The 23,417-nt window shown below is 49.0% G+C and carries 29 protein-coding genes; 16 read left to right on the plus strand and 13 right to left on the minus strand.

Translation table 11 applies throughout. The features are described 5' to 3' along the window. Window positions 1–118: 118 nt before the first annotated feature. Entirely contained in the window at window positions 119–451 is a 333-nt protein-coding gene (locus RMR24_RS10835) for a low molecular weight protein-tyrosine-phosphatase (protein WP_310615089.1), read from the minus strand. After that, window positions 448–1,431, minus strand: a complete 984-nt coding sequence (locus tag RMR24_RS10840; RefSeq protein WP_310615090.1) for a MerR family transcriptional regulator — start codon at window positions 1,429–1,431, stop codon at window positions 448–450. Before RMR24_RS10840 ends, RMR24_RS10835 begins: the two co-directional genes overlap by 4 nt. A gap of 121 nt (window positions 1,432–1,552) precedes the next feature. Here RMR24_RS10840 and RMR24_RS10845 point away from each other — a divergent pair, with 121 nt between their 5' ends. The 6 genes from RMR24_RS10845 (at window position 1,553) to RMR24_RS10870 (ending at window position 5,004) form a co-directional block, all read left to right on the plus strand. Next, complete coding sequence (locus tag RMR24_RS10845; RefSeq protein WP_310615091.1) at window positions 1,553–2,044, plus strand: Rrf2 family transcriptional regulator; 492 nt, start codon at window positions 1,553–1,555, stop codon at window positions 2,042–2,044. A 22-nt stretch (window positions 2,045–2,066) separates the two neighbouring features. After that, the gene (locus tag RMR24_RS10850) at window positions 2,067–2,393 is read left to right on the plus strand and encodes a hypothetical protein (RefSeq protein ID WP_310615092.1); all 327 of its coding nucleotides are present in this window, start codon (window positions 2,067–2,069) and stop codon (window positions 2,391–2,393) included. Between the two features lie 24 nt (window positions 2,394–2,417). Next, window positions 2,418–2,600 carry a hypothetical protein gene (locus RMR24_RS10855; RefSeq protein ID WP_310615093.1) on the plus strand — a complete coding sequence of 61 codons (183 nt, stop codon included), beginning with the start codon at window positions 2,418–2,420 and terminating at the stop codon, window positions 2,598–2,600. Between the two features lie 3 nt (window positions 2,601–2,603). Further along, a complete protein-coding gene (locus RMR24_RS10860) occupies window positions 2,604–3,509 on the plus strand; it encodes an oxygenase MpaB family protein (RefSeq protein WP_310615094.1) in 906 nt (301 codons plus the stop codon). Next, complete coding sequence (locus RMR24_RS10865; RefSeq protein ID WP_310615095.1) at window positions 3,502–4,212, plus strand: winged helix-turn-helix domain-containing protein; 711 nt, start codon at window positions 3,502–3,504, stop codon at window positions 4,210–4,212. Before RMR24_RS10860 ends, RMR24_RS10865 begins: the two co-directional genes overlap by 8 nt. A 75-nt stretch (window positions 4,213–4,287) precedes the next feature. Then, window positions 4,288–5,004: an SDR family NAD(P)-dependent oxidoreductase gene (locus RMR24_RS10870; RefSeq protein ID WP_310615096.1), complete on the plus strand. Its 717-nt coding sequence runs from the start codon at window positions 4,288–4,290 to the stop codon at window positions 5,002–5,004. A 442-nt stretch (window positions 5,005–5,446) separates the two neighbouring features. Here RMR24_RS10870 and RMR24_RS10875 read toward each other — a convergent pair whose 3' ends face one another. The 3 genes from RMR24_RS10875 to RMR24_RS10885 form a co-directional block, all read right to left on the minus strand. Beyond that, window positions 5,447–5,959: a superoxide dismutase family protein gene (locus RMR24_RS10875; RefSeq protein ID WP_310615097.1), complete on the minus strand. Its 513-nt coding sequence runs from the start codon at window positions 5,957–5,959 to the stop codon at window positions 5,447–5,449. 10 nt (window positions 5,960–5,969) lie between these two features. After that, the gene (locus RMR24_RS10880) at window positions 5,970–6,383 is read right to left on the minus strand and encodes a CHRD domain-containing protein (RefSeq protein WP_310615098.1); all 414 of its coding nucleotides are present in this window, start codon (window positions 6,381–6,383) and stop codon (window positions 5,970–5,972) included. Window positions 6,384–6,554: 171 nt separating this feature from the next. Beyond that, window positions 6,555–8,570: an AAA domain-containing protein gene (locus RMR24_RS10885; protein WP_310615099.1), complete on the minus strand. Its 2,016-nt coding sequence runs from the start codon at window positions 8,568–8,570 to the stop codon at window positions 6,555–6,557. A 188-nt stretch (window positions 8,571–8,758) separates the two neighbouring features. On the opposite strand from RMR24_RS10885, the gene RMR24_RS10890 reads away from it, so the two are divergent. After that, window positions 8,759–10,099 (plus strand): DASH family cryptochrome, encoded by a 1,341-nt coding sequence (locus RMR24_RS10890; RefSeq protein ID WP_310615100.1) that lies wholly within the window; start codon window positions 8,759–8,761, stop codon window positions 10,097–10,099. 164 nt (window positions 10,100–10,263) lie between these two features. On the opposite strand, the gene RMR24_RS10895 is transcribed toward RMR24_RS10890, so the two are convergent. Further along, the gene (locus RMR24_RS10895) at window positions 10,264–10,779 is read right to left on the minus strand and encodes a hypothetical protein (RefSeq protein ID WP_310615101.1); all 516 of its coding nucleotides are present in this window, start codon (window positions 10,777–10,779) and stop codon (window positions 10,264–10,266) included. Between the two features lie 113 nt (window positions 10,780–10,892). Here RMR24_RS10895 and RMR24_RS10900 point away from each other — a divergent pair, with 113 nt between their 5' ends. The 5 genes from RMR24_RS10900 to RMR24_RS10920 all read left to right on the plus strand — a co-directional run bounded on the left by RMR24_RS10900 (window position 10,893) and on the right by RMR24_RS10920 (window position 13,498). After that, complete coding sequence (locus tag RMR24_RS10900; protein WP_310615102.1) at window positions 10,893–11,429, plus strand: Rrf2 family transcriptional regulator; 537 nt, start codon at window positions 10,893–10,895, stop codon at window positions 11,427–11,429. Between the two features lie 241 nt (window positions 11,430–11,670). Then, window positions 11,671–11,850: a hypothetical protein gene (locus RMR24_RS10905; RefSeq protein ID WP_310615103.1), complete on the plus strand. Its 180-nt coding sequence runs from the start codon at window positions 11,671–11,673 to the stop codon at window positions 11,848–11,850. Window positions 11,851–11,858: 8 nt separating this feature from the next. Then, the gene (locus tag RMR24_RS10910; RefSeq protein WP_310615104.1) at window positions 11,859–11,984 is read left to right on the plus strand and encodes a hypothetical protein; all 126 of its coding nucleotides are present in this window, start codon (window positions 11,859–11,861) and stop codon (window positions 11,982–11,984) included. An 18-nt stretch (window positions 11,985–12,002) separates the two neighbouring features. Next, on the plus strand, window positions 12,003–12,533 hold the full coding sequence (locus RMR24_RS10915) for a demethoxyubiquinone hydroxylase family protein (RefSeq protein ID WP_310615105.1): 531 nt from the start codon (window positions 12,003–12,005) through the stop codon (window positions 12,531–12,533). Window positions 12,534–12,934: 401 nt separating this feature from the next. Continuing rightward, window positions 12,935–13,498 carry a pyridoxamine 5'-phosphate oxidase family protein gene (locus RMR24_RS10920; protein WP_310615106.1) on the plus strand — a complete coding sequence of 188 codons (564 nt, stop codon included), beginning with the start codon at window positions 12,935–12,937 and terminating at the stop codon, window positions 13,496–13,498. Window positions 13,499–13,921: 423 nt separating this feature from the next. On the opposite strand, the gene RMR24_RS10925 is transcribed toward RMR24_RS10920, so the two are convergent. The 3 genes from RMR24_RS10925 to RMR24_RS10935 all read right to left on the minus strand — a co-directional run bounded on the left by RMR24_RS10925 (window position 13,922) and on the right by RMR24_RS10935 (window position 16,465). Further along, window positions 13,922–14,329, minus strand: coding sequence for a DUF4149 domain-containing protein (locus RMR24_RS10925; RefSeq protein WP_310615107.1), 408 nt, complete (start codon window positions 14,327–14,329; stop codon window positions 13,922–13,924). Between the two features lie 127 nt (window positions 14,330–14,456). Further along, window positions 14,457–15,053, minus strand: a complete 597-nt coding sequence (locus tag RMR24_RS10930) for an LON peptidase substrate-binding domain-containing protein (RefSeq protein WP_310615108.1) — start codon at window positions 15,051–15,053, stop codon at window positions 14,457–14,459. Next, window positions 15,050–16,465, minus strand: a complete 1,416-nt coding sequence (locus RMR24_RS10935) for an exonuclease domain-containing protein (protein ID WP_310615109.1) — start codon at window positions 16,463–16,465, stop codon at window positions 15,050–15,052. Before RMR24_RS10935 ends, RMR24_RS10930 begins: the two co-directional genes overlap by 4 nt. Before the next feature lie 292 nt (window positions 16,466–16,757). Here RMR24_RS10935 and RMR24_RS10940 point away from each other — a divergent pair, with 292 nt between their 5' ends. From RMR24_RS10940 to RMR24_RS10950, 3 genes are read left to right on the plus strand one after another with little or no spacing between them, the layout of a single operon-like run. Beyond that, the gene (locus tag RMR24_RS10940; RefSeq protein ID WP_310615110.1) at window positions 16,758–17,198 is read left to right on the plus strand and encodes a translesion error-prone DNA polymerase V autoproteolytic subunit; all 441 of its coding nucleotides are present in this window, start codon (window positions 16,758–16,760) and stop codon (window positions 17,196–17,198) included. Between the two features lie 3 nt (window positions 17,199–17,201). Then, window positions 17,202–18,044, plus strand: coding sequence for an endonuclease (locus tag RMR24_RS10945; RefSeq protein ID WP_310615111.1), 843 nt, complete (start codon window positions 17,202–17,204; stop codon window positions 18,042–18,044). Then, window positions 18,041–19,303 carry a Y-family DNA polymerase gene (locus RMR24_RS10950; RefSeq protein ID WP_310615112.1) on the plus strand — a complete coding sequence of 421 codons (1,263 nt, stop codon included), beginning with the start codon at window positions 18,041–18,043 and terminating at the stop codon, window positions 19,301–19,303. The genes RMR24_RS10945 and RMR24_RS10950 overlap by 4 nt, the downstream gene beginning before the upstream one ends. Before the next feature lie 97 nt (window positions 19,304–19,400). Here RMR24_RS10950 and RMR24_RS10955 read toward each other — a convergent pair whose 3' ends face one another. The 4 genes from RMR24_RS10955 to RMR24_RS10970 are packed head-to-tail and all read right to left on the minus strand — an operon-like array spanning window position 19,401 to window position 21,887. Next, entirely contained in the window at window positions 19,401–19,832 is a 432-nt protein-coding gene (locus RMR24_RS10955) for a hypothetical protein (RefSeq protein ID WP_310615113.1), read from the minus strand. After that, window positions 19,829–21,166, minus strand: coding sequence for a recombinase family protein (locus RMR24_RS10960; RefSeq protein WP_310615114.1), 1,338 nt, complete (start codon window positions 21,164–21,166; stop codon window positions 19,829–19,831). The genes RMR24_RS10955 and RMR24_RS10960 overlap by 4 nt, the downstream gene beginning before the upstream one ends. Next, a complete protein-coding gene (locus RMR24_RS10965) occupies window positions 21,163–21,636 on the minus strand; it encodes a DUF2924 domain-containing protein (protein ID WP_405023338.1) in 474 nt (157 codons plus the stop codon). The genes RMR24_RS10960 and RMR24_RS10965 overlap by 4 nt, the downstream gene beginning before the upstream one ends. After that, window positions 21,633–21,887 carry a hypothetical protein gene (locus tag RMR24_RS10970; protein ID WP_310615115.1) on the minus strand — a complete coding sequence of 85 codons (255 nt, stop codon included), beginning with the start codon at window positions 21,885–21,887 and terminating at the stop codon, window positions 21,633–21,635. The genes RMR24_RS10965 and RMR24_RS10970 overlap by 4 nt, the downstream gene beginning before the upstream one ends. Before the next feature lie 287 nt (window positions 21,888–22,174). Here RMR24_RS10970 and RMR24_RS10975 point away from each other — a divergent pair, with 287 nt between their 5' ends. After that, the gene (locus tag RMR24_RS10975) at window positions 22,175–23,416 is read left to right on the plus strand and encodes a hypothetical protein (protein WP_310615116.1); all 1,242 of its coding nucleotides are present in this window, start codon (window positions 22,175–22,177) and stop codon (window positions 23,414–23,416) included. Window position 23,417: the final 1 nt, after the last annotated feature.

Below are 23,417 nucleotides of genomic sequence, written 5' to 3' on the forward strand. Positions count from 1 at the left end.
AAGGTGGGTGAGTTCACCCGCGCCAAGGTGGTGGCGACAGACGGTCACGATCTTGTCGCATTACCGATTTAAATTCATAAAAAACAAAAGCCACCTGAGAAGGTGGCTTTCATTTAACTTATATTGGTGCCCAGGAAGGGCACCGCTCCTCAAGTAATGCCCTGTTATCCCAATCCATCGTAACGAGCATGTCGAATTCTTCAAAATCACTTTCCTGAACTGATCTAGCTCTTAAGCTCGATAGGTCATAGCCTCGGAGAAGCGCATGCTTTTGGCTGCGTTCATCAGGCGGTGAGTTAGGGTGGTAGTTGTGGGTTCCAGCTGAGTCGATTTGAACTTTTTTCAAAAGGCCTACATCTGTTATTTTTTTGCGGAACACACCTTCAGCTGTGGGACTGCGGCAGATGTTGCCCATACAGACAAAAAGTATTTTGAGATCGGCTTTGCTCATTTCTTACCTTCATGCAGTTCAATGCCTTCGTGGAGCGCAATCTTTTCTAAGGCGTTTTCAAACAGAGATCTTGCTGAACCTGAGATGGAACGTAAGTAGGCGTGTAGGTGCGCATCATCAGCGTTCTTATTCAAGCACTCTTGGCTGTATTCCTCAAAGCTGGCAAGTTGTGAGATCAGTTCAGCAACGTGTCTTGGGCATTCGCACAGAACATTAGTAGAGATGCCAGCAACACGCGTTAACGTTTCATCTGAGTATTTGCGGCTTGAAATCACGTTGCCCGAGGTACCAAACTCTTGCGCTCGCGCTTGATCTACGAACAATACGGATTGAATCAGTTCGGCTAATTCACTGTCTGAGATGGGCTCGCGTCTGACAATTAGCCCTGAAAATTTCATGGCCTGGACCACCGGTTCAGGCGCAAAGTTGTAGATGACGATGGTCTGTGCAAACTTGTGCTTTTGAATCAACCCTTGTATGGCAGCGTGAACCGTCGTTTGAAGAGTATTTACCTTGATCAACAAGACTTGTGATTGTGCAGATAGTGTTGCTTTGGTTGCAGTGTCTAAGTCCACCACTACATCCGTCACTTTGACTTTGTTTTGCCTTAGCGCCGCAGCAAAGTTTTTGGACTCGATGCGATTTGCCATGGACAGCCCAACGACCGTAAGCGTTAGCGGCTCTCCATCGTTTGCAATTTTGCGGTGAGCACTGTTATGCAGATTGCTCATTCGGCGCAATTGTTCTAAATCTAGTTGAGCTATCGCGCTAATTGAATGCCCTTCGCCTGAGAGATGCTTGAGCAAAAGAGCTCTTGAGACGTCGCGCTCTTCGAATAATCGTTGCTTGCCTTCTGTTTTGATTGGGCTAAACGCTGCGTAGCGCGTCTCCCAGATCCTGAGGGTGGAAACGGGTACACCTGTTGTTTTAGAAACTGCACCAATGCGAAAAAGCGCACTTGTGTTGAAGGTTGTTGACATCAGATCTGTTCTATTGAGTAGTTGTTGAGTAGATAATATGTCGAAAATTTGATTTAATCTACAAATAATTAATTTTGCGTAGGTAAAAGTCTCAAAATCCTACTCATTAGAAAGATGAATCATGATTTCAAAGAAAACTATCAACGCCATTGAGCTGTGCGTGCTTTTGGCAGGCCAGAGGGGGGAGGGCTATCTGACCACCACAGATCTCTCGCCGCGTCTTGATTTGTCGGTCTCGTACTTAGAGAACATTCTCAAGCCGTTGAAAGACAACGGTATCGTCTTATCCATGAAGGGACCCGGTGGGGGATACATGATCAAAGGCGACGTCTCGCTGATCTCCATCTGGGATGTTGCCTGCGTCTTCGAGAAAACCTTGGTTGATGCCAAGAGTTCAAGTGAGGCTAATCAACATGAGTTTTATGAGATGGAACTTGAGCAGGTAGCCATCAATACCTTGAGGAGTTTCACGCTTTCAGACTTCGCAGATTTCTCAGCTTCTGAGGCCAAGTCTTACGCTGACGCTGTCGGCAGGTTCAAGTTCAAACCCATGCCTATGCCATTCATCCCAAAAGCGCCTAACTCAGTTTTTCAGCTTGCCATGTCTTTTTAAACGTGCAATGAAGTTTTCATACATGCTTCACAACAGAGACGGTCGTGGCCGTCGAGTACCTCGCGGACAAGCTTGGCAGTGGATTCATGACGTGGAAGACGTAGACCACTTAGAACCAATTCTTGACTGGATCCAAGTTCGTTTGACGGTTGATCGACTCTGTTTGTTGAATGTCTACCTAGACCACATTGAAATCACAGCCCCCAAAAACGCTGAGATTTTGTTTGGTTGTAAAGATCAGATCACCTACAGCAAAGTGACCAAGCCTGATCGGGTAATTGAGATGAACAAAGTTACCCATGTGAAACGTGAACAAAATTTATTGCTGCCTTGCAAAACTCACTTGTAAATTTAATTGGCTTTGGAGATTTCTATGAATGAAGACCCAAGATGCTGTGGCACAGGGACCTGCATCATCAATGAAGATGGTTTGTGCTGGTGCGGCCAGCTATGGGATGGAGAAAAGATGTGTTTTCCTAAAACAGATGAGATTTTGTATTTTGATGTTCAAGTGTCTGAGAAGTCAAATTCAGCGGTTAGTCAAAAAAATTCATAAGCTATGTATTTGCCTGAATCCATCGCCAACTTCGCATTGAATGCAATAGGTGATCGTGTTCGTGCGATGACTGGCTCTAAATCAAATTTAGACGACTTCATGACGCCGAAAGGGGACAGGGGATTATTTGGACCCGAGTCAATCATTTGGAGGGTGCATGCAAACTTCACCGCCATGATGGTCGGTGGACTTTCCTCTTTGATAGTTCAGTCGCTGCATTCAAGGGCTTTGTCAGCAGTCTGGGATCACTCAGATTTCAGAAATAAACTTAAAGAGCGTCTGGGGCGAACTGCTTTCTTTGTTGCTGCAACCACCTACGGTAGTGAGGCTATGGCAATGGATGCGATTCGGCGTGTCAATGCGATTCACGCCAACATTTGCGGCGTTGATCTTCTTGGACAGCCTTATGTTGCAAACGAACCTGACCTGATTCGTTGGGTTCATCTGGCAGAAGCGAGTTCATTCCTAAGCGCTTATCAACACCTATCAAAGGCGCCACTATCTGAGCTTGAGTGCGATCAATACATTCGTGAAATGGCTCAAATTGGACATTTGTTAGGAGCAATTGACTTGCCATTGACTTGGCAATCAACAAAAGACGAATTAGCTGGCTATATCAGTGAGCTGAAATTTGACGACCGAGCAAAGGAAATTCTCCGAATAGTTGAGAGCTATCCAGCTGACTTATTCGATAAGCCTTTCATGCATCTCACATTGAAAGCCGCTTTTGATGTCATGCCTTCTTGGATTCTTCAACTTATTGAAAAGAAAACCTCTTGTGTATTCGAAGCGCAGGCCACCAAGCTAGCACTCAACCTTGGGTCTGAGCCTCTTCAATGGATGCTTGATCAGCGTGGTGTTTGCGCAGTAGCAATCGAAAGAGTCAACAAAGGAGCCACCTATGCTTGAGTTAGCACTTGTAAGTTGCTCAATCGCCTTGACTCGAAAAATCTCTCGTGCTTTGCCTAACTTGGCTTCCTGTATGAGAAGTTTTGAAAACTTGTATCAATTGTCTTCGACCAGTGTCAAGTTTGATCTAGTCGTCGTTCATCATCCTTATGGTGATTTAGATGAAGGTACGCGCAACAGTTTTGAACGGTACTTACCCCCAAATACACCTGCCATTGTCATCATCTCCGAAGACCACCTTGATTGTGCTGTGCAGTTGTTAAACGCTGGTGTTGACAGATGTTTACCGGCGTCATTTGACCAGAGTTACTTTAGTGCGGTTGCTAGAGCTTTGATAAGGCGCAGCAATGGACTCGTTACTTCGGTCAGCCAATACGGTGTCTTGAGTTTTAACCACGAAACGAAGCGGACTTGGGTCCTTGGTAACGAGGTAGAACTTACCAAACGTGAAGGCCAGGTTTTGGAAATCTTACTCAAGCGTGTTGGGAAAATCATCGCCAAGAAAGATTTCGTTGATCAAATGGATCCAGATTGCACCGAACTTAATGAGAGTGCTGTCGAAGTCTACGTTCATCGGCTGCGTAAAAAAATCAATAGTGAGTACCTTCCGATAAGAAATATAAAGCGATGTGGCTACTTTTTACGAAGGTGTGACCCGCCTGTTGACGTATTTAGTCAATTGGATTTTCAATCTTGCTATTGATACGTTATCTGCGTGTCGTGTGAATTCTGGTTTCTCGTCGTCTCTAATTTTTGAACTTACTTACGGAGCTTTTATATGACCCATCCTGCTACGCCAAGCCCATTATTTGGCAGGCCTTACAAGGCACTCGTCCTAGGTGCAAGAGGTGCAATTGGTCATGCTTTTGTTGAGGCTTTTCAGGCCGACGCTAATTGCATCCATGTCGAGGTAATTTCCAGATCTGTGAATGGTTTTGATTTGCTCGACGCTGAATCAATTCGACAACAGGCTGCAATTTGTCAGGCTGCTGGCCCCTTTGAAGTCATCATTGATGCAACAGGTGCATTGACTATTGAGGGTGTTGGACCCGAAAAGTCCCTGGCAAGTTTGCGTGAAGATGCCTTGTTAAGAAATTTTCAAGTTAACGCTATCGGCCCGATATTGGCCATACGTCACTTTGCACCTTTGCTTGCATCTGGACGCTCGATTTACGCGAAGTTGTCAGCACGCGTAGGAAGTATTTCTGAAAATACAAAAGGCGGTTGGTACGGATATCGTGCAGCTAAAGCGGCCCTCAACATGCTCTTGCAAACGGCTGCAATTGAATTACAACGAAAAAATCCCGAATTACGCGTGGTTGCTCTTCAGCCAGGAACTGTGCGTTCTGAACTGTCTAAGGTGTTTTCTAGTTCTGTTCCGCATTTACTTGAACCAGCTGAATCAGTAGCGGGTATGTGGTCAGCACTTCAGTCATTGCAGGCCAAGAGCGGAGCTCATTACGTTGACAACACAGGTGAACAAATTAGTTGGTGAAGAGACACTCATATGGGACGCAGAAATTCACCTAATTCCATCAAAGGACTGGACGACTTGAGCTCGCTCAGCAGCATCGTTGTTGATAAGCGACTGGGTCAGAGATCTATGGCCAAGAAAAATCGTCGCAATCGGCACTATGAAAAGCAATTCATTCGTAACGCTCTTACTCAGAAATCGAGCGATGATGGATCTGAGTTTGTCTCACTCACAGGTAGATGACTTTTGGTAGTGCAATAAGCTCGGTATCAGATTTAGGAGTTAAGCCGATTGCGAAGAGTGGCATACGAAGTGAAACCGTGAAATCGACTGTGAGATTATTCGCACTTTGAATTTTTTAGATTAAATTTTCTTGAAACAGCGCACTAAAAAAGGGTTACGTTTTACCGTAACCCTGACATTCGAATGAGCTTCTATGCGCTAACTCATAACTACATTTGATCTAGTTCTTACCAATGACAGCGCATGCAATTCTGGGGCCGGAGTTGCCTGTCGGTTGTGTCTTGTAGTCGTCAGGATCTCTGTGAACAATTAGTCCTCGACCCACAATACTTGCAGATCCTCCCTCAATGCTGATACCGGAAGTTTCGAAGTTTAATTTCGCAACACCATTTGCATCAGCAACCAGCGAGGGCAGATCGCCTACGTGATGACTTGCTGAACCATGTGCGCCGTGAGATTGTGTTGTTGGGTTGAAGTGTCCCCCAGTGCTCATGCCATCACCGCTCGAACAATCCCCTTTTTCATGAATATGAAATCCATGCTCGGCATTTGGCTTAAGTTCACGAATTTCTGCGACAACTAAAACCTTGCCGCCAGATTGCGTAAAAGTTACAGACCCGTTTGCAGCGTTCCCTTTTGTTGGAGAAAGTCGCGCACTAGCCGATGGGCCAGTGTTTTGTGTGGCACAGGCGGATAGAAGACACAAAAAGAAGGCGAAAAGTAATTTATTCATGTTTGTACATTCATGGTTTCAGTTGAGCTCTGATTTCGCCGCCCTTGTTGCTTGCGCTGTGTACGTTGACATACAAATTACCATCTTTGAATGCTTGGTACTGAGCCTCAGTTAGTTTTGCACCAGCCGCAATTGACCAAACGTTGTCACCCGTTTTCATCATGGGAACAATGACAGGGCCATTTTGACCTGCGGCTGCCATATGAATGTGGGCCATCGTTCCTTCCACACCCATTGTCGTTACGCTGCCGCTCACTGACATGTCTGGCGCGATCATGATAGTTCCAGAGCCCGATGCTGCGGTTGTGACGGCTGGCACCTCTTGCATTCCTGTTAACGCAAACTTGACAGTCTGAGCAGATACAACTGCTGACGTCATGGCCATAGTGAGACCAAAAACCAATCTAAGTTTAGAAAACGTCATATTCAACTCCTGTTAAAAGTGCAGATCTGTAAAGAACTATAGCGATGAAACAGTTTGTCTGTTTGAAATTCATAGCTTTAGACCATGCTGCAAGGTCTTTAGTCTTTCTATGCTCAGAGTGCCACTGGGTGTGGCTCGCCATAGAAAATCGAAATAATCCACGCCGTAACACTAATTAAGCCGGTAGCTGCCTTTTCGCTTTACATAAGCTATTAACTCAGCAAAAAACGGATGGCTGCAAAGCGTTGACGAATCGCCCACCAGCAGCAACTTGCGCCGTGCACGGGTCATGCCCACGTTCATGCGGCGGATGTCAGACAGGAAGCCGATTTCGCCTTGGGGGTTGCTGCGCGTCAAGGTGATGGCAATGATGTCGCGTTCTTGGCCCTGAAACGAATCGACGGTGCCCACGCTGAGCCTGCGTTGCAGCAGCAAGCCGTTCAGCACTTCGCTGTCTTCGATCGCGTCTTTCAAATAGTTGATTTGGGCGCGGTACGGTGCAATGACGCCGATGCTCAGCGCGGTGTGTTGGTGTTCGTCGTGTTCGGCTGCGTCGTAGGGCGCCAGCAGCTGCGCCAGGCGCTCCAGCAGCAAGTGGGCTTCATCGGGGTTGGCGGTTGAACGGCTTTCGGGAATGGCGACTTCTTGATAACCACAGCCCGCCGTGTCGATGAATTCCACTGGCAAGTCGGGTGCAAAACGCAGGTCATAAGCCTCCAGGCCCGCGTGGCGCACGCTGGCGTGCGGCACCAGTTGGCCGCCGTAAAACTTCTCGGAGCTGAAGCCCATGATGTGCTCGTGCATGCGGTATTGCGTGGTCAGCATGCGGGCCGTGTTGGGTTGGCGCTGGATGCACTTTTCAAACAGGGTTTCGCGCAGGCCTTCGCGGGCGGCTTGTTCGCTTTTCACCGTGGGCGGCAGTTGGTGGTGGTCACCCGCCAACACAATGCGCTGGCCCTTGGCAATGGGTATCCAGCAACCCGGCTCCAAGGCCTGTGCGGCTTCGTCAATGAAGACGGTCTCAAAGCTCAGGTGGCGCATGTGGCGGTGGCTTGCGCCCACCAGCGTGCAGGTGATGACCTGCACCGATTCGAGCACGTCCTCGGTCATGAAGCGCTCTAAGTCGTCGGCGGCTTGGCGCAGCGTGCGCGCTTCTTCACGCAGCCATTGGCGGTGCTGTCGCTCCTCAAAGCCAAAGTGGCGCACATGCTCGCTGGCCGTATCGCGGTGCTGCTCAGCGGTTTGGCGCATGGCGTGCATCTTGGCGTAGCTGGGGTGGGCCATCACACCGGCATCTAGCGTGTGCTTGAGCAGCAAGTCCGACACGCGGCTGGGGTTACCCATGCGGATCACATTCACACCGCGCTCGGCCAACTTTTCGGTCAGCAGGTCCACGGCGGTGTTGGAGGGGGCGCACACCAGCACGCGCCGCTCACGCCGGATGGTTTCCAAAATGGCTTGCACCAGCGTGGTGGTTTTGCCCGTGCCGGGCGGGCCGTGGATGATGGCCACGTCTTGCGCCGAGATCACATGGCGCACCGCCACCAGCTGCGAGTCGTTGAGCGCACTGGGGTAAAACAAGTCGTCGGCTTGGTGCTCGCGATAGCTGGCTTGCCTGACGCCCAGCAGCACGTCGCGCAGTTCGGCCAAGCGGTTGCCGTGTGCGCCAATGACGTCGTTCAGGGCCTGGTGCATCTCGCGGTAGCTCACCTCGTCAAAGGTCAGGTCAATGCCTAACGTGCTTCCGGTTGGGGTGCTTCCGTTTAAGGTGCTGCCGTTCATCACCCAATCGGGCAGCTCTTCTTTGGTGGTGGTCAGCACAAGCTTGTTGCGCCGCACGCTGGTGACAATGCCGCTGAGTGTGAGCCTGTCAGAGTCCTTGTGGCCAGCTGCATTGCTGAACAGCGAAGCGTTCTTGCCCACCTGAAACAAATGCAAATCTTGCCGATGCGCAGGGCGCTCTAGCTCCAGCACCACCTTGCCACCAAAACCAATGTCTTCTTGAGTGATGGTGACGGGGTACCAAGTCAGGCCGCGCCGACGGCGCTCTTTGATGCTGGCACTGGCGTTTTTGAGTTTGAACTGCGCTTGATCTTCCTTTTGCTCCAGTTGCATGAGTGCACGCACATGGCGTAACTCATTTTGAACAGTCCATGCTGTGTTGGAGATCAGGTCTTGGTTAGTCAAATGTTGAGGAATTTAGCTGCTCTTGTTTTAATCATATGAAGGACTCTAACCCAATAGATTGATGGCTTATAAAACCATCAAGGAGCCGGTCTGACCATTTGTAGGCTCCGATATCAGATGCTATTCATGAGGGCATTGATTTGAGGGAAGATCTACGCACCTTATGTTCCGATTTACCTACACAAAACATGACATCATCCTTGGTCCCTTCCGGCATTGTTTACTGGTTTAGAACTGACCTTCGCCTGCACGACAACCCTGGCTTGCAACAAGCCGTGGCATTGGCCAAGCAACTCAGCACATGGCTACTGCCGGTATATGTGCACGACACCGCGTTGCATCTGACCAGCCCTTGGGGCTTTGTTCGTACAAGTGAGCACCGCTTGGCCTGGACTGCGATGGCCGTGCAGGATGTGTCAAAACAGCTGCTGGCATTGGGAAGCCAACTGCTGCAGCTCACGGGCGAGCCAAGCGAGGTGTTGACCGAGCTGATGACGCGCATAGGCGCAAGCACCTTGGTGTGCGAAGACATTGCGGCCCCCTATGAAGAGGCCCACATCCAAGCCCTGCAGCAACGTGGAGTCGACGTGCAAACCGTGTGGCAGTCGACCCTCATGGCCCCCGACCAACTGCCGTTTGAGCCGCACGACGTGCCCGACGAGTTTTCTAGTTTCCGACGTGCGGTCGAGCGCCAAACGTTTGCGCCCGCACAACCGGTGGCCACGGTGACAACAATGCCTGCGCTGCCGGATCAATCCGCCTTGGATTCAGTGCGCGAGATGCAACATGTCACTGAACACACCACAGACCCCCGCGCGATTTTGAATGATCCACGTTCGGCGTTTCCTTGGTCACAGCCTGAGTTTCATGGGGGTGAACGTGCTGCCGTCGCGCACCTGGCACAGTACTGCAGCCGTGATTTGCCACACACCTACAAGGCAACACGCAACGGACTGGTGGGTGCCGATTACTCCACCAAGTGGTCGCCTTGGTTGGCCACCGGCGCATTGTCTGCACGTCAGGCGTGGGCAGCAGTTCGCAACTTTGAAGCGCAACACGGGGCCACCGACAGCACGTATTGGATTGGCTTCGAATTGCTGTGGCGCGATCACTTTCGTTGGCTACACCTCAAATACGGTGAGCGCCTGTATTGGCAACGCGGCCTGTCCGACGCGCCACTGCCCACACGCCCCCACAACGCACGCGGCTTTGAGCACTGGCGCAGGGGCCGCACCGGCCACCCCTTCATTGACGCGGGCATGCGCGAACTCAACGCCACGGGCTATTCGTCCAACCGCATGCGACAAAATTTGGCGAGCTTTTTGATCCACGATTTGCGCTGCGACTGGCGTGCCGGTGCCGCTTGGTTTGAATCGCAACTGATTGATTTTGACGTCTACAACAACCAAGGCAACTGGCTATACCTGAGCGGTCGCGGCACCGACCCCAGAGGGTCCAGGCGCTTCAATCCAGACAAGCAAGCCAACGACTACGACGCTGACGGCGCTTACCGCACTCTTTGGAGCTGAGTGCATCTCCTCAGATGAGGCTGGATCAACATCTTGTAAGTTTAAGCACCGCTTAGGCGGCTTTTTTCCCTAATCTCGCAACCTGAGTCTCTTGATTTGATGACGCCATTTGACCTAGCTAATGCGTTGATACTTTGACATTTTCAGCACTGACATATATTTGTTTATTTGAAAGAAACAGTTTGCAATTCAAAGCAGTTCAGTAGTTCTTCAGGCGTGCCGTAAGATTTTTGGCCCAAGTATGTTCTGATGAAAGGACCTGATTTCCAAGGTGCTGTGATGCCACTCCAGATCGCGTCATCCACTAGTGTTGGGTCCTTATCTAGGTTTTTAACTGTTACTACTGCAGGCAGGAGATTTTCAAACTCGACTTCCGCCACGCCCCAAGTCCCAGAAGTCCATACGTGAATAGCTTTGATTGGGATTGAATCTGGTGGGCTGAAAGATTGAATGGCTGCTTTGACCATCCTGAGCTTCGGATCTTCGCTGTCAAGCTCTGCAACCGTTTTGCACGAGTTGGTTGCTATACGCCATTTGTCTTTAATGACGCCAACGAAATCAACATCTCTCCCATCAACGTTGAACATCAATCCGTTGTCTTTTTGGGACCAACTCACGTGCGTCAACACGACCACAGGCGCAAGCAGGACTAAAAGTGCTAACGCTACGTTATTTTTCATTTCAATAGCTTCCTCTTACTTTTGAGTAGGTGTTGTTGAGGTCTTCAGTTGATAATTTGGGAAGCTGGGCTCGAAAACTAGAAAAGACGCGGCTTGCTGTGAAAATCAGAAATATGGATTTGAGCCTCATTATTTCCAAAAAAATACGCCTCGCAGTTGATGTGTGCATTTTCATAGCATCCCGTGGCCGTTCTTGTCACATCACGAGTCTCGAGCTATCGCCGAAGCTGGGGATTTCTACTTCAACTCTAGAAAACATCCTGAAGACTTTGAAGGCAAGCCGCTTAATTGACTCGTCAAAAGGTCCTGGAGGTGGTTTCAAAATCTGCCGCCATCCCACAACAATCTCAATTTGGGACATTGTTGCTGCATTTTCAGTGGCAGATGGCGGTGATGATGCAGAAATCAGATCTGTCAAACGAACACAACTCGCTAGCTACGAGCTCGCTTTGCAAGAGGTTGTAGCTCAAACTTTGCGCTCGTTTAGTTTGGCTGATTTCTCCTACCCAGAGGAACCAGAACTGCCTGACGCGGCCTTTTACTCTTCGTCAAATCCGTTTAGGCTTATGAGTCCCGAGCCAAGCATTATTCCGAATGCGCCTAACTCTGTATTCGAGCTGGCAGCCTTTTTGAACGTTAAAAAGACGTGAAAAGTCAAAAGCGTTCATTGTTAAGGTTTTGCGTAGATAAATATTGAAATACCTACTCATTGTGTTATATTTCATGCATTGAAGAAAAGCTAAACATTCCAGTGAACTAATTGACTCTCCCAATAAGTTTGTTTTGTATGTCTAAAGAATAGCTAGCTCAACACAACCGCCGATCAGTCTTTTATCAAATGAGTCGTTTCGACTTGTTGCTGTTACCGGAAAGATTTTTGAAAGTCTCCTTATGTTTGCAATGTTTACAAGAGGCGTAGAAGCGCTGCGTCAGCCTGATCGCAACCCACGTTGCTACGAACTTACCGATCACGAAAAGTTGGTCAAAGTCAAAGAATGGCAAGCCCGCAATGTCTGGAATTCTCCAGAGCATGCTTTACTAGACAAATTTAATCAGCACGTGAGTGCATAAGTAATCGTATGTTTTATCAAGTTTTTGGAACGTTTGAAGGCCTGATGAGCTTGGGCATCATCTCTACAGCGATTGGCTCTATGTTCACCGCCTACAAAGTGGTGGTAGCCAAGATGGGGCCTTCAATCAATTAATGTCTTTCGTGTTCGGCCATGAACTCACTATCCCCTTTTTTAGTGCGTGAACTGCGCTCCGATCACGCAGGTGAAACAGGCGCTGTAAGTATCTACAAGGGAATCTCGGCAGTAGCTAAACTTCGGCGAGACGATGAGTTGTTGGCCTTTGCATCTGATCATGGAAAGACTGAAGCCGAGCATTTGGCTCTCATTGAGTCCTTACTTCCCAAAGCAGAGCTGAGTGCACTCTTAGGCCCTTGGCGACTGGCTGGGTGGCTAACTGGTGCCCTGCCTGCACTTTTCGGGCGAGGTGCAGTCTATGCAACGATCGCTTCAGTTGAAACTTTTGTTGACTCACACTACCAACAACAAATCGATCACCTCAAAAAATTTGGTGGTCCAGATAATCTCTTGCCTTTGTTGACGCAATGTCAAGCAGATGAACAGCATCATCGTGATGAGGCTGCAGGACTCCTTCTGGATCCTCCTGGCTTGATCCTTAGAGCTTGGTGTTGGCTGGTGGGTTTCGGATCAGAAGCAGCTGTAATTCTAGCCCGCCGCGTTTGACCTGCAGCCCGAAAAATGGTTTTGTTATCCAGTTTCAAGCGCTCAACAGAAACACTACACAAGACACTTGTATAGTCAGCCTGATCAGTGCCTTTTGTCAGATTTCCACGTGCCGCCATATCGATAGTTTGCACGTCCTTCAACTTTGATCCTGCATCCATCGCAAATCAATGCCCAAGTGCCAGTTTGATCGTGCATAACTCGATAGAGCACAGTGCTCACTGTTCTGCAATGTTCACAAGTTTTTACGCGGGAGCGAACTGGCTTTGACATTCAAGATCCTAGATAACGCTCAGATTACGATTCGTGCTTCATCGACCTAACAAGCAATTGTTGTCTCTGGCGTGCAAGTCTTTGAACTGTGAAAGAACTGATTTTATAAGCGCAGACTGAAGTTCAGTATGAAAAATAGATTAGAAACACCCAATGAAATTCGTCATCAAATTTGGAAAGAGCTCGGTCGTGCGACGCAAGACAGACACCATGCTTGGCGAACGCCGGTGTTTGCTACTTCGAGCTTGGAAGGCGGTGTCAACGCTCGAACAGTCGTTCTCAGAGCAGTTGATGCTGACGCAAAACTATTTCAAATCTACACCGATGCCCGCAGTTGTAAGGCGGAGGAGCTTTCATCGCAACCGAATGCGGTCTTTGTTTTTTGGAGTGCGCGTCTTAGATGGCAGCTCAGAGCTCGAGTCAGCGTGACTTTGCATACAAGCGGTCCGCAAGTTGAGCGTTTGTGGTCGCAAGTAAAAAATACGTCTTCAGCGTCGGATTACCTCAGTCCTGTACCGCCCGGTGCACTCATTACTCAATACGATCAGTCTGACGTTGGTAGGGCAAAGAGCGCAAATCATTTCGCTCTTTTGAGCGCTCATGTTTTGGATCTTGATTGGTTAGAGCTATCAAGTCTAGGACATCGACGAGCCAGAGTGAAGGACGATGTTTGGGAATGGCTGGTGCCATAACTTAACCTTTGAGGTCTTGAGCGTAAAGCACACTATGACTTGGTTCTAAGCCTTTGACTTTTCCGTGTTTTCTCAAAAAAATCATTTGGCTTTGTGCTGATCCATTTAATAAATGAACTCATTTGCTCATGTGTCTGCAGCAAATCTACGGTGTTTAACTGCCGAGCAAGTTCTGTCTCTGTGAATAGCGCGTGTATTTGACGATGACATATGCGATGGAGGACTACTGTTTCCCTTCCACCGCGTGACTTTGGAGTGAGATGGTGTGCATCCCTTTGAGAGGGGGGAATCTTGCGATTGCAAAGTGGGCAGACTAATTCTTTGCTGCCGTTAGTGTTGGAATCAAGCAGGCTCAGTTGAGCTTTCAACAATTTCTTCTTGATGCGTCCAGGCAAAATTCTAAAAATTAATGAGTCGTCTTGCTTAGCTTGATAAGCGGACAAGCACTACTGCAGACGCAACGATATGGGCTAGGGTGATAACGACGGATAAACCATGCAAGACCATAAATCGTACCCAGTCATCCGTATCAGTTGATTTGTTGATTGCGGGCATGAGGACTTGCCTAGTTGGAATTGTGGTCAGGGCAATCATCCCTAAAACTGCTGAGCTAATTGAGTCCTGTTGGGCTGTAAGTAGGGCAGCCGTTGCAGATGTCGCAATGACATATAGATAGAAAAAAGGAAAAGCTTTTCTGATGATTACCCGTGCGTCTTCAACGGGCATAACTTTAAATAAAAAAGCGGCAAAGCTGCCAGCAAACAGCAACATGCCACCGAACAGGAAAGCTGTTGTTAGCAAGGCAGAAATTTTGAGTGCAGAGTCCAACATTTTTTGCTTCTGTAATGATTTGAAAAGACTTGGATGGATTGCCATTGTTTCGGTTTAATTGTCGCTAGTCACATCTTTAATTGCTGAAAACAGCAAAGCAACTGCCTACTGTGCAGGGGTATTATTCTTATTCGATCAGAGCATCTATCTTTTGCATTCTCTTCAATGGATCAAGCTCGCAAAGCAGTTCAAGCTTCTCTTCGGTGCTGATGTCCATTGCTTCTGCATATCGGTTTGCAACCCATCCACACTGATCAAGCTGGTAGGGTTTGAAGATGGGAAGTCTGTGACTTTGCCCTTGCTGCTGGGCACTTGCTATTACTTTACCGAGCCTGTCAGCATGGTGTTGCAAGTAGGGCGGTAGTTCAATCTCTTCATCGTTGGGCAAATAGACAATTTCACCTTGCCAGACACTCAAAGGGCCGGGGTATGTGTTGCGCAACTCAAAACGAATCCCACCTTGGCAAATCACACGAAATAAGTTGGCTTGTACTTGTTCAAAGTTTCGGATGTGTGCGGTACATCCATGCATGTGTAGCAGAGGTATCTCGCCTGGCACCTGTATCTCGCTGCCTTTTTTTAACCAAACCACACCAAATGGGATTTGTTGTTGATAGCAGCGCTTGATCAAATCAAGGTAACGAACTTCGAAAATTTGCAGCGACAGCATGCCATCTGGAAATAGCCCGTGGGAAAGTGGGAACAGAGAAATTTTTTCAGTCATGTCGTCGTCTCAAACATCTTTCTGAGCTGGATGACATGTTGCTTATGAGATCCAGTTATCGCTTTTTTGACGATCTTGTAGATGTCTAGATCAAACTCTGCCTGACCAGATTCAGCCAAGCTGTAGAGCTCATCATGATCGTTTGCAATGCCAAGGTAGCACCACTTGTCAATTACCACCATGCTGTCGCCGTCCTTGATGGCTATGGCGCCCTCGAAAGGCCACACCTGAACTTTGTAAAGGTTGAGTGCGGTTTGCAATTTCAAATGGTGCATATCCAAAGACACTTTGCCAATGCAAGCCCCTTGGCATTGTTTGACTTGGTAGCCAAAGCAAGGCTTTCCTTCCACTGCTTTTTCCAGGCCCAGCAGGGCTTCGCACAGCTGGTATTTTTTGGCGACCGCGGCCAAGTAACTATGGGCTTCTTTTTTGCTGTAAAAAAGTCCATACAAATTGTCTTGCAGGCCGGGTTGCAACTGCGCGTGCGTCACCAGCGTTGGCTTTTGAACGCCTGCGCTGTCAGTGACCAATTGCCATGCGCACAAATCTTTTGATTTGCGCAGCTTGATGTTCATGCTTGGCATGCGCTCTTTGATGAGCCTTGATTCAAGAATCAGCGCGGTCAGCTCGCCACTGGTCTGGATCCAGTCAATGTGAAACACCTGCAGCGACAACTTCATTTCTTTGCGAACGGTGAGGGCACTTTGAAAGTGGCTCATCACGCGGGTGCGCATGGCAATGCTTTTGCCAATGTAGAGCGGCGCGTTGTGTTCGCCATAGAACATATAGCAACCCGGCGTGTCGGGAATGCTGTCGATCACAGATTGGTTGATGTTGGGCGGTAGGCTGACACTTGCAGTCAACTGGTGGACGGCTTCTAGTAGCCGCGCTTTGCCAACTGCCTGTTCGCACACACGCCAAAACTGCAAGAGTAAATCAGCGTCGCCCATGGCCCTGTGTCTGGCACTGACCTCTAGTCCGTGGGTTGCAATGAGTGTGTCTAAGTTGTGCCTAGGCTGTCCGGGAAATAACAGGCGCGACAGCTTTACCGTGCACAGCACCTTAGGCCTGAAATCCATGCCCAGTCGTTTGAACGACGCTTTGATAAAGCCGTAGTCAAACCTCGCGTTGTGGGCGACAAAAATTTTGCCTTCCAGCTCTTCCTTGAGTTGCAGCGAAAGCTCTTCAAACGTGGGCTGGTCGGCCACCATGTCTGGTGAAATCCCTGTCAGCCTTTGGATATTTAGTGGAATAAAAGTTTCAGGATTGATCAGGCTTTCCCATTCGATCACATCAGTGGGAGTCAGAGTTTTGATGCCGATTTCGGTGATGCGATCGCGCTCGAAGTGAGAACCAGTTGTCTCGATGTCTACAAACGCTAGTACGGGTGATGTGTTCTCTTTGTTCTTCACCGCTAGATCTCCAAAAGTTCTGGATCGTCAATATTTATCCACTGCCGTGCAGCATCGGCTTTTTCGAATTTGCTCGTTCTATCAACGGTTTTGATCGTGGTACCTGGATTAAAAAAATGCACTCTAAAGTGTTGATGTTGCGTCTTAGTAGGGCCTTCGAAGTTTCAAACCACGCTTGATGGGCATATGGCATGTCTTTTGCCGTTGGTGCCAGCTGTAGGTGCAATTTTTGTCATAAGTTAAGTTCTGCGCGCTCTTGCAATGCTGTACGTATATCCAGTATTATATATTTATGAAAGCATCTAAATATTTAAACGACAAGCCTGCCAAGCTGTTTTACAAGCGTCTCATGCTCAACGTATGTAACTGGGCTGTGCATGCAGGATTTCCCTCGCCAGCAGCTGATTACGCGGAAGAGCAGATTGACCTAAACAAGCACTTGATTCGCAACAAAGCCGCAACCTATGTGTTTCGCGTCAAGGGCGACAGCATGACGGGTGCAGGTATCTATGAGGGTGATGCGCTTCTGGTAGACCGTAGCATGGACCCTAAGCACAACAACATCGTAGTTGCCCAGTTGAATAACGAGTTCACGGTCAAGCGGCTTTACCGCCGTGGCGGCGTGGTCAAGTTGATGGCGGAGAACCCCATCTATCCACCTCGCCTCATCAAGGAAGAGGATGACTTTGTGGTCTGGGGTGTGGTGACCAACAATATTCACAAGCTGTGTTGATCGATGACACATCCAAGCGTGACCGAGCACAAGATTGATCCAGCCAGTCTGGCTGCATTGCCACGTACGCCAGGTGTCTACATCTTCAAAGGGGAAGGGACGTTGCCTCTGTACATTGGCAAGAGCGTCGACATTCGCAGCCGGGTGATGAGTCATCTCCGAGCACCTGACGAAGCCAGCATGATTGCGCAGACACGACGCATTGACTTCGTTGAGACAGCGGGTGAGATTGGTGCGCTGTTGCTGGAGTCACGCATGATCAAAGAACAAAGCCCGCTGTTCAACCAACGGCTGCGCAGGGTCAGAACGCTGTGCTCAATTCGCCTGACCTCAACGGATAAAGGTAACTTGCCAGAAGTCGTGGACAGCAAATCTGTCAACCTCGGCGAGACAGCAGGGCTGTATGGCCTGTTCTCATCCGACCATGCCGCTAAGGCCATGCTCAAAGAGCTGTCTCAGCAGCACAGACTGTGCATGTCTGTTCTGGGGTTGGAGAAAACTTCGGCACGCGGCTGCTTTGGGTTACAGATTAAAACCTGCCTTGGTGCGTGCGTGGGCAAGGAAGATCGGCATACCCATGACCAGCGTCTCTTGTCTGCGTTGGTAGATTCACAGGTAGAGGTCTGGCCTTTCAGCGGCCCCATTGATGTGATCGAAGAATCCGACGGATGGGTGCAACGACACCGAGTCAACAACTGGTGCTACTTGGGCACACAGTGCTCCAAGGTAGGCACAACCAGCAAGCTCAACGCATTCAAACAAAATAACTTCGACCTAGACAGCTACAAGATTTTGGTCAAACCCATCATGCTGAAAACGGTGAAGGTTGAAACGGTCGACCCATGAAGCAGCAGCTTGCATTGGTGGACTGCAACAATTTTTATGTCAGTTGCGAACGCGTGTTCCGGCCTGATCTGAAAAACGTGCCCTTGGTCGTGCTGTCCAACAACGACGGTTGCGTGGTGTCGCGCTCAAACGAAGCGAAAGCCTTGGGCATCAAGATGGCGCAGCCGTGGTTTGAGTGCAAAGCACTGGCAGAAGAGCACGGCATCCTTGCCCTGAGTTCCAACTATGCCTTGTACGCCGACCTGTCAAACAGGGTGATGTCTATCCTCAGCACTTACTCACCCAGGAGCGAGGTGTACTCGATTGATGAGTGCTTTGTGGACCTCACAGGCACGCCTCAATTGAAAGAGGTCAGCTATCAAATGCGCGAGCGCGTGATGGCGTGGACGGACATTCCTGTGTGTGTGGGCATTGGACCTACCAAAACATTGGCGAAGCTCGCCAACCATATTGCCAAGAAGCATCCCAGATCCAAGGGCGTCTTCAACTACAACGACTTAACCGACGCGCAACAAGACAAGTTACTTAGCCAAATCGAAGTGGGCGAGGTCTGGGGCGTAGGCCGCAGACTGTCTGCGCGGCTGGCGGAGCATGGCATCCAGACGGTTCAAGATCTACGCGCAGCACACACAACGACCTTGAGAGCTGAGTTCGGTGTGGTGATTGAGAAAGTGCAACGCGAGCTCCAAGGCACGGTCTGTATTGATTTGCAAGAAATGGTGCCTAACAAAAAACAAATCGTCAGCAGTCGATCGTTTGGCCAAATGGTCCGAGAGGTGGAGGTGCTCAAAGACGCCATGAGCACTTTCGTCGCCAACGCTTGCACGAAGCTGCGCGCACAAGGCTCCCATGCTTCTTTGATTCAAGTGTTCTTGCACACCAACCGTTTCAGAAGCGACTTGCCTCAATACAACCCATCCTTCACCTTGCCGTTGCCGCAACCGACCAACGACAGCTTGGTGGTCAACCGTTGGGCCGATTACCTAGTGGGGCGTTTGTTTAAACCTGGCTATGAGTACAAAAAAGCGGGGATCACGCTGGGTGAGATTGCGCCAGTGGGACAGTACCAAGCGGATTGGTTAGAGCCTAGCCAAGCGACTGACACGCGCTTGATGGATGCGCTGGATGGCCTAAACAAGCGGTTTGGACGTGGCACGGTCAAAGTCTCCACCCAAGGCGCCTACCAATCTTGGCAGATGAGGCAGGAGCGCAAGTCGCCGAGTTACACCACTGATTGGGACTCCGTTCCGTGTGTCTGATGTAATACAGCGAATCGAGGTAATTCCTAGGTGTCTCGTTTTAGCCATAGAAGCTGCTAGTGACCGAGGGCAAGCTTGGTACGCCGTGATTTACCCCCTAAGTTACACCGCTTATTAATGCGCGTTGATTACTCCAGTCGATGGGTAGGGGATGTCTAGTGAACCATTGAATGTTTAAAGCTGCTGGTTGAGTGCCCGTAAGAATGCTCTCAACGATTGATGGATCCAGCAACGTTAATCGAATTAGCTCGTTTACTGAGCTAACTTCGACACCTTCTTTTTTGGCAATTTCTGAACCACTTTTGACTACGCCATTGTTGATAAGGTGGGCCCAATAAAAAGCCTTTGCAATCGCATTGATCAACACGCTATTAGTCCCCGGCTTTATTAAATGCGTCTCAACTGATTCTGCATTTGGAGAAATGATCGTTTTTCTTCTTCCGCGTTGTTTAAAAAGAATCGGGTTAAAGGGAAGTACCTCTGCTGCTTTAGCCGAGGTTTTAGGCGCATCTTTCTGTTCGACGTTCACGCTACCTCCAACACTTCGATGTGCAGCCTCGAGTCCTTTGAGGTGATGGCTTTTACAAAATCACCTAAGGCTTCATAGCGCATCAGAACTTCTGCGCCGTTGTGCCTGACGGTTACCCGCTTAACCAAGCTCTGAATAATTGCGATTTTCATGACTGGGAAAAATTGGTTCCACAGCTCTGCCGTTCTTCGAAAGAGCAACATGACTGCTTGTGGTTCATCAATGCCTGGGTTGATCTTTTGGATCTGCTCCCAATACTTGTCCACCATATGGTCACTGCGTAGATATTCCAGCAACTTCTCCATCACACCTGTCTCCAGTTGGTCTGCATTGAAGTTCCATGATTGGCTTGTTTCTGCCCCCATGTGCAACTTCTTGTTGATGACGTAGTACCGATAAACCTTGCCGTTGGGCTTTTTTGTAGCCGTAGGTATGAGCAAGTCGCCATCTTCCGTATATGCGATGTTGCGTAACAAGAAGTCATGCTTATCCTTTCGTTCCCATGTCTTGCGGTTACGCAAACGCTTGTCGCTGGCTAGGATTGCATGCGCTTCATCCCAGAGGTTTTGGCTAATCAATCTTTCGTGCTGAGCGGGGAAGCTCTCGCCTTTATGTGTGATTTCACCGATGTATGCACGGTTGTGGAGAATCTTGTAGATGCCTTGCTTACAGAATGACTTCTGCTTCTTTGTCTGAATCCCTTGTTGGTTCAAATCTTTAACGATTTGTGTCGTCGACTTGTTGTCAATAAACTGCTCGAAGATTCGTTGAACCAATTCGCCTTCCTGCGGTTCGATTATGAGCAAGCGGTCTTTAACAATGTAGCCCAGTGGTACAGGACCTCCCATCCACATACCTTTGCGCTTAGACGCCGCAATCTTGTCGCGAATTCGTTCGCCCGAGACCTCTCGCTCAAACTGTGCAAATGACAGTAGGACATTGAGCATCAAGCGTCCCATTGAGGTCGCTGAGTTAATTTGTTGAGTGACTGAACTAAAGCTGACGTTGTAATGGTCAAACACTTCGACCATCTTGGAAAAGTCAGCAAGCGAGCGCGAGAGACGGTCGATTTTGTACACCACGACGATGTCAATCTTTCCGGCTTGGATGTCTTTGAGCAGCCTTTTCAATCCGGGGCGTTCCATGTTGCCGCCAGAAAAGCCCGGGTCTTCATAGAAATCAGGTGCGAGCTCCCAGCCCTCATCCTTTTGACTCTCAACAAACGACATGCCAGCCTCTCGCTGTGCATCAATTGAATTGAAGGATTGGTCAAGACGCTCATCCGAGGAGACTCGGCAGTAAACCGCGCATCTTTTACGTTTGATCTCACTCATTGCTTACCTCCTTGAGTTAAACCAAAGAAGGCAGGACCTGACCACTGCGTTCCTGTGATTTGCCGAGCAACTGATGAGAGGGACGGGTATTTGTAATCACCATACTCAAATCTTCCGTCAATCGTGACAGTGACGCGGTGATCTTGGCCACCATATTCACGAATCAATATCGTGCCAGGCAGCAGCGCCGTGATGGGGCGTGTACTGGTCTTGATTGAAGACAGGCGTTCACCAAAATTTGCTAACAGGTCTCGCGTGGCAGGCTTGAGCCCCCCAAAAGCTAGCTCTTGCAGGCGGTAGGCAAGGCGGGACTCAAGATGTCTGCGGTTTGGGTGCGTGGGACGCTCTTTGAAATGCTGATCCCACAGGCGCCAAAGATCGGGCATTTTTAGAAAACTGAGGGCAGTAATTTCACTTCCGATGGTGTTTATTTTTTCCATAGATCTTTGTTGTCGATCTTCTGATTTCATGAACGAACTCCTTTGTTTGTTGAGGGGTTCGTATTGACGCTCTGGTGGGCATTGAAGTCCAGAAACTCGTCTCTGTCAGTGGCATAAATCTGACTCTTTGAGGCTTCGCTCAAATCGTTCTTGGTCATTACCGCTGCATGTGCCATGAGCTCTGAAATTTGATTAAGAGTCATGTATTTGCACTTTTCAGCATGACCGTTTGAACGGGGGCGAAATGCGATGACAGAAGGAGGAATTTGTGTTGATTTCATGGCTAGGTTGGTTCTATTAAAACTGGCCTGAAATCGTAGGTCTGACACCTTTAACGTGTAACTCCAGATGGCGGGAATGTTGGCGACATTGGGGCTTGAAACGCCGGTAAATAGGAGATTTCAGTCTGAATTTGGCGTAATTTCGCGGCTTGCGAAGATGGTTTTGACAGATTCATCAAATACTGTATATTTATACAGCAAAGCGCAAATTTTGATCTAAATTGACAAGCTTTTTGTGGGGGTCAGTAAAGGTCAATTTCCAGGAATAAAAACAAAAAGGAGACAACGTGAGTAAGCCACAGTCTTACGCAGACATCTTGCTGTGCCTGCCCGTCGACGAGACGCTCAAAACATTTATGGTTCGTCATGAACTTCCCTTGCCCCAGGGATGGACATGGCAAGACAACACCTGCACCTCACGTACGCTGGTAAAGCTCATCCAGAGTTACCAAAACACGATCAAGCGTGACCGCATCATCGCTGGCCTACATGCAAGTTCAACACTCGCTCATCCCTTGGGCAAGCAGGCCATGTTTCAAGTAACCAATGACAAGCCTAATGAGCTTGTTGGGCTTATCGGTTGCATGAACGACTTACATCGGTCCTTCTGGCTCTATGTCAACCACCCAGCATTGTTTGAGGCTGCTGCTGAGATTGAGTATTTGGATCAGCACAGTCAGCAAGCTCAGCAGCATGACCTAGGGCTGCGTCGTGAAGTGAATCGCGACGAGCGTTCCATCGCGAGCTTTTGCGATGCCATCAAAGTTTTTTACCAGCGTGAGCTAGGGTGTGGTGAAGTATGTGTCGTCAACGTGTTAGATCGTGCTAAGGGTACGCAACTCATCACGATTCACGCTAAGGACCTTGCAACAGCTCGTCTCGAGTTTGAAGGCTCACAGTTGCAGCGTCGTGTTGGCAGTCCCAATATTCACATGGTGTTGGAGTACTCGCAGATTACAGGTGTTGCTAGAACAATCATCAGAGGTGGAGCCAAATACCACGCGATGTTGTGTGAGGCTTTCGCCACCCATATGTTGGGCGTTCGTGCGGAAGCGCAACGCATACAGCGCCCTGTGCTTGATCTGTCCAAGCTCAGATTGGGGTTGCAAATTCCACAGGCGTTTGATGATGGCTTTGTAGGTCTTCAGGTCAAGAGCTTGCACTTGCTAAGCCCGTGTGAGCGCCTAAAAGTCGAGTGCACAGCAAGTGGCTCAACGGATCGGCAATGCGTGACTGATTTGATCGGTGAGTACTTTCAGAATGAAAATCCTTTGAGCCGTGGATGGGAAATTCATGCCGCAACGCTGAATCTTTACATGGCGCCTGCACAGGGTAAATCCAGAAGTCCACTGGTGAGTGTTGAAGTGACAAGCAAAGGGCGTTTGAACCTGCACAAGTTCGATGAGAAGTTGCGCGCCCAACTCGAAGGCTATTTAGTTCATCTTGAGATCCTTGAGCCCAAGGATGCGCTGGAATACCAACTCAGTAATGCAGCGAGCAATGCTCGTCCTATGAGCCTTTTTGAGTGAG

It is taken from the genome of Limnohabitans sp., assembly GCF_031539105.1.
GTDB lineage: Bacteria > Pseudomonadota > Gammaproteobacteria > Burkholderiales > Burkholderiaceae_C > Limnohabitans.